Annotated in this window: 8 protein-coding genes; 7 read left to right on the top strand and 1 reads right to left on the bottom strand. The window is 66.0% G+C overall.

Features of this window, described 5'->3' with window-relative positions:
- Positions 1-101: 101 nt before the first annotated feature.
- From ABT130_RS46125 to ABT130_RS46095, 7 genes are all read left to right on the top strand, one after another.
- Positions 102-1,052 carry a M56 family metallopeptidase gene (locus ABT130_RS46125; protein ID WP_350966277.1) on the top strand — a complete coding sequence of 317 codons (951 nt, stop codon included), beginning with the start codon at positions 102-104 and terminating at the stop codon, positions 1,050-1,052.
- Between the two features lie 49 nt (positions 1,053-1,101).
- Positions 1,102-1,989: a F510_1955 family glycosylhydrolase gene (locus ABT130_RS46120; protein WP_350966276.1), complete on the top strand. Its 888-nt coding sequence runs from the start codon at positions 1,102-1,104 to the stop codon at positions 1,987-1,989.
- Between the two features lie 562 nt (positions 1,990-2,551).
- A complete protein-coding gene (locus ABT130_RS46115) occupies positions 2,552-3,676 on the top strand; it encodes a GNAT family N-acetyltransferase (protein ID WP_350966275.1) in 1,125 nt (374 codons plus the stop codon).
- A 4-nt stretch (positions 3,677-3,680) separates the two neighbouring features.
- Positions 3,681-4,856, top strand: coding sequence for a DegT/DnrJ/EryC1/StrS family aminotransferase (locus ABT130_RS46110; protein ID WP_350966274.1), 1,176 nt, complete (start codon positions 3,681-3,683; stop codon positions 4,854-4,856).
- Between the two features lie 229 nt (positions 4,857-5,085).
- Positions 5,086-5,457, top strand: coding sequence for a BlaI/MecI/CopY family transcriptional regulator (locus ABT130_RS46105; protein ID WP_350929952.1), 372 nt, complete (start codon positions 5,086-5,088; stop codon positions 5,455-5,457).
- Positions 5,454-6,404 (top strand): M56 family metallopeptidase, encoded by a 951-nt coding sequence (locus tag ABT130_RS46100; protein ID WP_350966273.1) that lies wholly within the window; start codon positions 5,454-5,456, stop codon positions 6,402-6,404. Before ABT130_RS46105 ends, ABT130_RS46100 begins: the two co-directional genes overlap by 4 nt.
- Before the next feature lie 46 nt (positions 6,405-6,450).
- Positions 6,451-6,948: a hypothetical protein gene (locus ABT130_RS46095; protein ID WP_350966278.1), complete on the top strand. Its 498-nt coding sequence runs from the start codon at positions 6,451-6,453 to the stop codon at positions 6,946-6,948.
- 350 nt (positions 6,949-7,298) lie between these two features.
- Here the strand turns inward: ABT130_RS46095 and ABT130_RS46090 are convergent, their stop codons facing one another.
- Positions 7,299-8,147 (bottom strand): alpha/beta fold hydrolase, encoded by an 849-nt coding sequence (locus ABT130_RS46090; RefSeq protein WP_350966272.1) that lies wholly within the window; start codon positions 8,145-8,147, stop codon positions 7,299-7,301.
- Between the last annotated feature and the right edge of the window lie 209 nt (positions 8,148-8,356).

Raw genomic sequence — 8,356 nt, 5'->3', positions numbered from 1 at the left:
AACCAGGCGGCCACGCTGGTGCACTTCCTGGAGCGGCTGACCCCCGAGGAGGCGACCGCGCTGGAGGCCGCCCTGAAGGTGTATCCGCCCGGGGGACGCACATGATGGCCGCGGCCGTCCTGGCCCTGTACGCGGTGGTCGCGGTGGTCGCACTGCCCTACCTGCTGGGCCGGGGCGAATGGGCTGATCGCGCACCTCGCCTGGCGATCTCCGTCTGGCTGGCCGCCTGCGCCTCCGCGGCCGCCTCCGCGATCTTCTCGATGCTCGCTGTCGCGATCCCGGCCGGCGTGATCGGCCATGGCCTGGCCGAGTTCTTCGAGGCGTGCGCGGACATGCTCTCCGACGGCGCGTTCCTTGCCGCCCCGGGCACTCGCGCCGCCCTGCTCGGCGCCGGGCTGATCGCGGGCAGGATCGCCTACTGCGGGGCGGCCATCCTGGTCAGAGCACGACGGGAACGACGGCGGCACGCCGAGATGCTGAACCTTCTCGGCCGCCACGACGGCGCGCTGGACGCGGTCGTGCTCGATCACGACGAGGCCGCCGCCTACTGCCTGCCCGGCCGCGACGGCAGGGCGGTCATCACGACCGCGGCCCTGCGGTCCCTGGCTCCCGAGCAGGTCGCCGCCGTCCTCGCTCACGAGCAGGCGCACCTGCGCGGGCGCCATCATCTCGTCTTGGCCGCCGCCGAGGCCTTCTGCCGAGCCCTCCCTTATCTGCCGTTGTTCGCCCGGGCCCGGAGTGAGATCGCGCGGCTGATCGAGCTCCTCGCCGACGACGTCGCGGCCCGCCGCCACCCGCGTATCCACATCGCCGCCGCGCTGGTCCGGCTCGCCACGGGGCGGGCACCGGCGTTCACGCTGGGCGCGGGCGGCGAGACCGCCCTCACCCGTGTTCGGCGCATGCTCAGCCCGGCGGCCCCGCTCAGGCTCCGGGAACGTGTCGCGGGCCTCGCCGCGGTCGCCTTCCTCCTCGTCGGCCCCGCGGCCGTGGCCGTGATTCCCGGGGTGGGCTCGTTCCTGGCCCACCACTGCCACGGCATCTCACTGTTCTAGCCGCCAATAATCTACGATGGTACGTAGTAGGTGAGGATAGGCTATTGGCATGGTCTCCATCAATCCGTGCCTTCGCCTGCGCGCAGGCGTCGTCCTGGTTCTCCTGATTCTTACCGGTACGGCGTGCACCGAGGAGTCCCCACCGGGCGTCGCCGATTCGGCTGATCCCGGAATCGGGCACGTCCACGGTCTCGGTGTTGATCCGGCGGATGGCACGGTCTATGTCGCGGGGCATTACGGGCTGTTCCAGATCCGATCCACGGACACGGCACGGCGGGTGGCCGACCGGATCCAGGACCATATGGGTTTCACCGTCGTCGGGCCCGGGACCTTTCTGGCCAGCGGGCACCCCGGGGAGGCCGACGCCTCGTCCGGGGCTTCCCCGCACCTGGGGCTGATCCGCACGACGGACGCCGGCGCCACCTGGACCTCGGTGTCGGAGGCGGGCACCGCCGACTTCCACGCGATCCAGTCCGCGGGATCGAACATCTACGCCTTCGACAGCCAGACCGGGCAGGTGCGGCGTAGTGGCGACGAAGGCCGGACCTGGAAGCTGGGGGCAAGAGAAGAGGTGATAGACCTGGCAGGCAATGCGGAGGAGCCGGACCGGGTCTACGCCACCACACCCCGTGGCGTGCAGGTGAGCGATGACGGCGGCATGGCCTTCACCACGCTCAGCGCAGCCCCGTTGCTGTCCCACGTGGACTCCCCCGCTAAGGGCGAACTGGTCGGGGTCGGCGGCGACGGCCGGATCCACGCCAGCGACGACGGCGGCAAGACCTGGCAGGCGCTAGGCAAGGTCCCCGGCCAAGCGACGGCGTTCACCGCGGTTGACGGCACGCGCCTGCTCGCCGCCATGGAGGACGGGACCGTCCTGCAGTCGACAGACGGAGGGCGTGGCTTCACCGTGATCTTCCGCCCCGCGGCGACGGGGTGACCTCGGATGCGATCCCTGCCGCCTCCCAAACGGCGATGGGTGGCATGTTCGTAGGTTCGTCCGAATGTCGAGCGAGGACGAACGGCGGCGTCTCGCCTCCGCCCTGTGGGACCGGCCAGGATGCCGGATCCAGAGACCGATGTTGTCTCGCTCTCCGCTCTGCAGCTCCATCACGCCGGTATGCTGCTGGTCCTCTTGTAAAGCACGTCGCAGAACCGGTCGAGCTCCTCCTCGATGTTGTAATGGCGCACCGAAGTGCGGACCAGTTCGGTGCTGCCCCGATCGGTCACGTCCTGGAGGGGGCGAGGGGCGCGAGACGCTGACGGCGATCCAGTGCGCGGCCGGCTCGGCCCTGATCGTGCCGGCTGGATGGCCCTCGATCGTGAACGGCATGGTCTAGAACACCGCCTGAGCAGATCGCAGTGGCGCTAAACCCGACGGTCAAACACTTGATCTACGAACCAAACCCGTAGGCTTGTTTGCAGCTCTCCTAGGCTTCTCTTGGCAACATATGAGCTATCTACTATTATAAATAGTAGATAGCTCATATGTTGAGGGGGCCATGAAGATCACCGTTGTTCGTCCCGGCGACCTGGGTGCGGTCGAACTGGGCACATGGCGTGCGCTCCTGCATTCAGGCTCCAACTTCGTCAATCCGTTCCTCTGCCCGGAGTTCACCCTGGCCATCGGGAGGGTGCGTGCCAGCGCACGGGTGGCAGTCGTCGAGGACGGGGGGGATATCGTCGGCTTCTTCCCCTTCGAGCGGCACGCGCTGGGCATCGGTAAACCGGTCGGGGCCGGACTCACCGATGCTCAAGGAATGATCTTGGCGAAGGGCCTGGAGCTTGACGTGATCTGCCTGCTCAAGGCATGCGGGCTGAGCGTCTGGGAATTTGATCACCTTGCCGCCGACCAGTTCCCCGCACACCACTCCAGCCGCCACCCGTCCCCGATCATGGACCTGCGCAACGGCTATGAGGCCTACTTGGAGGTGATCAGTGATAAGTCCGCAAAGACCTACAAGAGCACGCTCTATAAAGAGCGCAAGCTCGGCCGCGACGTCGGCGAGCTGTCCCATGACTACGCCACCACCGACCTGGCCACCCTGCACACGCTGTTGCGCTGGAAGGGCGACCAATATCGCCGGACCGGTCGCAATGACCGCTTCGCCCAGCCGTGGATCGTCCAACTGGTGGAGGAACTGCTCCACGTGGACACCCCGTCTTTCGGAGGCGTGTTAGACATGATCTACGCCGACGGCCGGCCGGTCGCCGGCCATTTCGGGCTACGCAGCGACACGGTCCTCGCCGGCTGGTTCCCCGCCTACGACACATCCTTCGCCCGTTACTCGCCGGGGCTTGTCCATCACCTGGCCATGGCCAGGGAGGCGGCCAAGCGGGGGATCTCCGTCATCGACATGGGCCGGGGCGAAAAGGAATACAAGGACAAGCTAATGAACGGGGAGTTCCAGGTCGCTGAGGGCCGCCTCGCCCGTCCGGCTCCGTCCGCCAGCCTGCACTGGCTGATCCGCACTCCTGTTCGCGCAGCCCGCAATACTGTGCTCGCCCATCCGCTCCTACGCCACCCCGCCGACCGCGCGCTCAAGATCTACGGCAGGCTGCGGACGTCACTGCGACAGACCGCCCGTGCGGACCCTGCCCGGTCGGCAAGAGACGCGATGGGATGATCACGTGTTCGAGCGTCTCGAAAGGGCAATGGGCGCCCGCCTCGGTCGGCCGTGCCTCTATGTACCCTCCAACCGCTTCGGCCTGTTCATCGCCCTGTGCCACTGGATGAAGCCCGGCCAGCGCCTGCTGATGTCGCCGATCTCGGCCGACGAAATCCTTTTCCTGGTGCTGGCCGCGGGGCTCCGCCCGGTCATCGCGCCGACCTGTCCGCGCAGCGGCAACATCGACGCTGCGTCGGTCGCAAATTTGCGCTTCGACGGCGTCTTGACCACTAACATGTACGGCTTGCCGGACGACGTCGTCGCGCTAGGGAAGATCTGCGCCGAGCAGGGCATCCCGCTGATCGAGGATGCCGCGCATGCCATGCAGACGACCGTGGCGAACATTCCCGTGGGGACCCACGGTACGGCCGGGGTTTTCAGCCTGTCCAAGCACGCGGGAGCGGCACCAGGTGGGATAGTCGCCCTGGCCTCCTCGGATGACCGCCCGGCACTCAAGGAACTGCGTGACCGATGGCTCACACCGCGGTACAGAGCCACGGAGATCGCGAGTCTGGTGAAGATGATCGCTCGCAACTCGATTTCGGGGACCGCCCTGGCCCAGCCCGCATGGTGGCTGGCGAAGGCATGGGGGTTGCAAGAACAGCGGGAGGGGCATCGAATCGCTTTACGCCGCAACGCGTTGGCTCCGCGGCTGGCCAAGTGGCTTTCGCCACACCTGGGGCTGACCGCTCTGGATCCCTGGATTCGGGCGGACAACCATCAGTTCCGAATGCGGCAGAGCAAACTGGTCGAGAGCTACGCGCTGGGCCGGCTGAAGGCGCTGGACCGCCAGCGGGAGCGGCGGCTGAACGGTGTGCGCCGCCTCGCGGAACTGAAGACGGTTGCGCAAGCCGTACGGAATCATCTCGACCAACCGCTCTTTCGGGTGCCACTGCTCGTCGATGACCGAGACCGCGCCCTCGATGCGTTGCGACGGCACGGAATCATCACCGGTTACATCTACGACCCTCCGTTCGACGACTACGCGCCCGGCCTGACTGAGCCGTCTCCGGCTCCGGAGCAGGCCCGCTGGTGGGCGCGGCATGTGTTGCCGGTTGACCCCTTGCACGTGGATCGCGCCTGGCCGGTTGTGGCAGCGCTATCGTCGGGCATTCCCCCTGAGGTATGGACACCTTGAGCCCCGGATCATGGAGATCTGGAAATCGAGGAGTTCTCAGTGGCGATGAAGGGGTACTCGCCCGGGTTCAAGGCCGACGCCGTGGCGTTGTACCTGTCACCAGCAGAGCCAAACGGTGATAGGCGGTGACCGAAGGCGTCGCACCACGCCGGCGCATGGATCCCTTTTCGCCGAAGCCAGCTACTACTATCATCGATAGGAATAACCGGTTCGCAAGGGAGGCCTGACCATGCACGGTCTCGGCGATCTGGAGACTGCGATCATGGATCGCATGTGGTCGCGCCAGCGGCCCGCCTCGGTGCGTGACGTCTTTGAAGACCTACGACGTGACCGGACGATCGCGTACACCACAGTGATGACGGTGATGGACAAGCTCTACAAGAAGGGTCTCCTCTGTCGCCATCCCGAAGGCCGGGCGTACCTCTACGAGCCGGCTCTCACCCACGAAGCGTATACGGCCCAGATCATGCGGGACGCGTTCGCTCACGGCGGGAACCAGGCTGTGACACTTGTTCACTTCCTCGAACGCCTGACCCCCAACGAGCAGGCCGCGCTCGGAACCGCCCTCAAGGTGATCAACCAGCCAGGTCACCAAAAATGATCGCCCTCGTTCTCGGGGCCTACACTACGCTCGCCGCCTGCACACTCCATCTCCTGATCGGCCGGGTGCGGCGGCTGGGCCACGCGCCTCGGCTGTCCATCGCCGTCTGGCTGGCCGGCTGTGGATCGATGATCGTCTCCGGCATGCTCACGGGACTGGAACTCGCCTTCCCCTCGCATGCGATCGGAGACGAGCTGGCGGCTCTACTGACAGCATGCTCCGAATTGCTCGCCGGCCATTCCGCGGCGGCGACACCACGGCCCCTGATCGCTCTCGGAGGTCTGCTCGCGGCGGGTCTGATCTTCGTCCGGGTCGGGTACTGCACAGCAAGCGTGCTGTTTCTCGGCCGGCGCGGCCGTGCGCAGCATAGGAGTGCCGTCCGGCTCGTCGGCCGCCAGGATCGCGAGCTGGGTGCGCTTGTCGTCAGGCACGACGAACCCGCCGCCTACTGCGTACCCGGTCGTGGCGGTCTGATCGTGATCACCAGTGGCACCCTGGCGACGCTGGGACGCCAGCACGTGGCAGCGGTACTCGCCCACGAACGGGCACACCTCGCCGGTCGCCATCATCTGCTGCTGGCCTGCGCCCAAGCACTGGTTCGCGCCTTCCCCTGGATACCTCTCTTTGTTCGCGCCAGCAGGGAGGTTCCCCGCCATGTGGAGTTACTGGCCGACGATGTGGCCGCTCGCGAGCATCCGCGGACCGTCATCGCAGCGGCCCTGATCGCCGTGGCCGGGGCGTCGACACCGATCGCAGCCATGGGAGCGGGCGGCGAGACCGCCCTGATCCGTATCAGGCGGCTGCTGTCACCCGCGTCACCGGCGCTGTGCAGGCGCGAGAAAATACTCGGCGCTCTCGGCGTCGGCGGGCTGCTGGCTGGTCCTGCGGTTGTGCTCGTCCTGCCCTCCCTGATCGTCTTCCTGGCCACCTGCCCCGCACTCACCTGAGCAGACATCGACGGCTGGCGAAACTACTACGAACAGTAGTAGTTTGATGCTGATCGACAGGAAGGACATCGAGCTGCACATGTGGACTTTTCGGCAATGGCTCGTCGGACTCATCGCGGCGGTTGTCACCGCTTTGGCCGTCGGTGTTCCCACAGGAATCGTCGAGACGTCGCTCTTCACCAGGATGACGCCGGTGCTGTGGTGGAACTATCCAGTATGGGGACTGACGGCCATTCTCACGGGCTTGATCACCGCTACCTACGTCGCCCCGGTTCAGCCGCCACCGAGTCAGCAGAAGAGGACCCTCATCGGTGGACTGCTGTCGGCATTCGCAGTCGGCTGTCCTATCTGCAACAAACTTGTCGTGATGGCTCTCGGAGTGAGCGGCGCGTTCACCTATTTCGCTCCCGTGCAACCCATCCTGGCCGTTGGATCCGTGATTCTGCTCGCCGAGGCTCTCCGTCGCCGGATGCGGGCGCTGCGCTCCTGCCGGCCCGATCTTCGATCCTCCGGCCCGGCCTCGTCGCTCCGGAACAGCGTCTGACACTCACGACAGCGTGAGGTCCACTTCTGCGGGCGCCTGGGGGTAATCCACGCCCAGGCGCCGGTTCTTGCAATGCCGTTGACTTAAGGGTCGGGCCCGGGAGCGCAGGCAGATACGATCTTCACAGTGGCTTTGGGGGCTTTGCCGGCTGGACGGGGTGGGGGCGTTTGGGATCCCAACCGGTGTAGCGGATGAACTTGCGCTTTATCTGCCGGATGACGGTGCGCCCACATTCAGCCGGTCGAGAGCGAGGAAACCATCGGCGCCCATCCGATCACGGCGCTTCTGTGAGTCGCGCGTAGCTACCGGGAGGGGGTGGTTTTACAAGGGCCTTCGACCAGATCGCTAGATCAAAAGCGTCCGAAGAAGTCGAGCATGGCCTTTGTGCACATGTCGGCATGAGTGATGATCCCAGCATGACCGGCCTGGAAGATCTCAAGGAATTCTCCGTATGGCAGGACATCCGTGGCTTGTCGTCCCCCGCGAGGCGGAAAGTAGAGATCATGCTCGAAGGCGATCACTAGGCAGGGCGCAGCGATCCTGGCCAGCAGAGCCATCCGCTGATCTTCATCGAACCAATCCCAGACTGCGGCGAGTTGGCCGTGCAGGCCGTCCCTGTGCCTCCAGGTCGGAAGTGCAAGCAACTCGATCCATTCGGTGACCTGGGGGGCGTCGTCCTGCAGCACATGCGAGGGAACGGCTGTGCGCAATGTCTCCACCAGGAGGGAGCTGTCCGGCAACGTGCCGACGGCGGCGAACAGATCCCGTTGCGCTCGGGTGAGCATGCGCGTGAATTCCGTCGTCGGTCCCGCACTCCCGATGAAGACGCCGGCCCGCACGAGGTCGGGGCGCGCTCTGGCCAGTACTTCGAGTGTGAAGCCGCCGAGAGACACCCCGACGAACCTGCAATCCCGGAGTCCCAGGTGTTCACACAGCGCTCCTGCGTCGGCGGCGAGGTCGTCGACGGTGTACGGCGGAGCCGGCGCCTCCGATGGAGCCACGCCGCGAGCCGCGAACGCCAGGACCTGATACCCGGCGCTGACCAGTGCGGATCGCACATTCCCCGCGTCCCACCAGAAGATGGGCATGCCCGTCCCTCCGAGCAACACCACCGGCTCGCCTTCACCAATCAAGTCGTAGGCGATACGTACACCATTGACCCATGCCTCATTCACTTCAAGCCCGTCCTCGTCGAACACGTCTGGGTGAGAGCCGTGCATGCCCACCGTTTCCACAGGCACCCCCACGGTTGTCGACATATGCCCGGCGACCCCACGCACGTCGTCCGCAGGCGAGGCTCGACTCCCACCCGCTTACTGAGGTTGAAGCTCGGGAGTTAGATCATCGATGGTGATTTATGACCGCTAGATGACCGCACGTTCGGTATGCCGGAGTTATGAGGTATCCG

It is taken from the genome of Streptosporangium sp. NPDC001681 (assembly GCF_040298085.1).
Classification (GTDB): domain Bacteria; phylum Actinomycetota; class Actinomycetes; order Streptosporangiales; family Streptosporangiaceae; genus Streptosporangium.
This window is presented reverse-complemented; position numbering and strand designations above follow the sequence as displayed.

Bases quoted from the DNA above. Each gene is read 5' to 3' on its own strand.
- ABT130_RS46125 (WP_350966277.1), top strand. From the start codon at position 102: ATGATGGCCGCGGCCGTCCTGGCCCTGTACGCGGTGGTCGCGGTGGTC.
- ABT130_RS46120 (WP_350966276.1), top strand. From the start codon at position 1,102: ATGGTCTCCATCAATCCGTGCCTTCGCCTGCGCGCAGGCGTCGTCCTG.
- ABT130_RS46115 (WP_350966275.1), top strand. From the start codon at position 2,552: ATGAAGATCACCGTTGTTCGTCCCGGCGACCTGGGTGCGGTCGAACTG.
- ABT130_RS46105 (WP_350929952.1), top strand. From the start codon at position 5,086: ATGCACGGTCTCGGCGATCTGGAGACTGCGATCATGGATCGCATGTGG.
- ABT130_RS46100 (WP_350966273.1), top strand. From the start codon at position 5,454: ATGATCGCCCTCGTTCTCGGGGCCTACACTACGCTCGCCGCCTGCACA.
- ABT130_RS46095 (WP_350966278.1), top strand. From the start codon at position 6,451: ATGCTGATCGACAGGAAGGACATCGAGCTGCACATGTGGACTTTTCGG.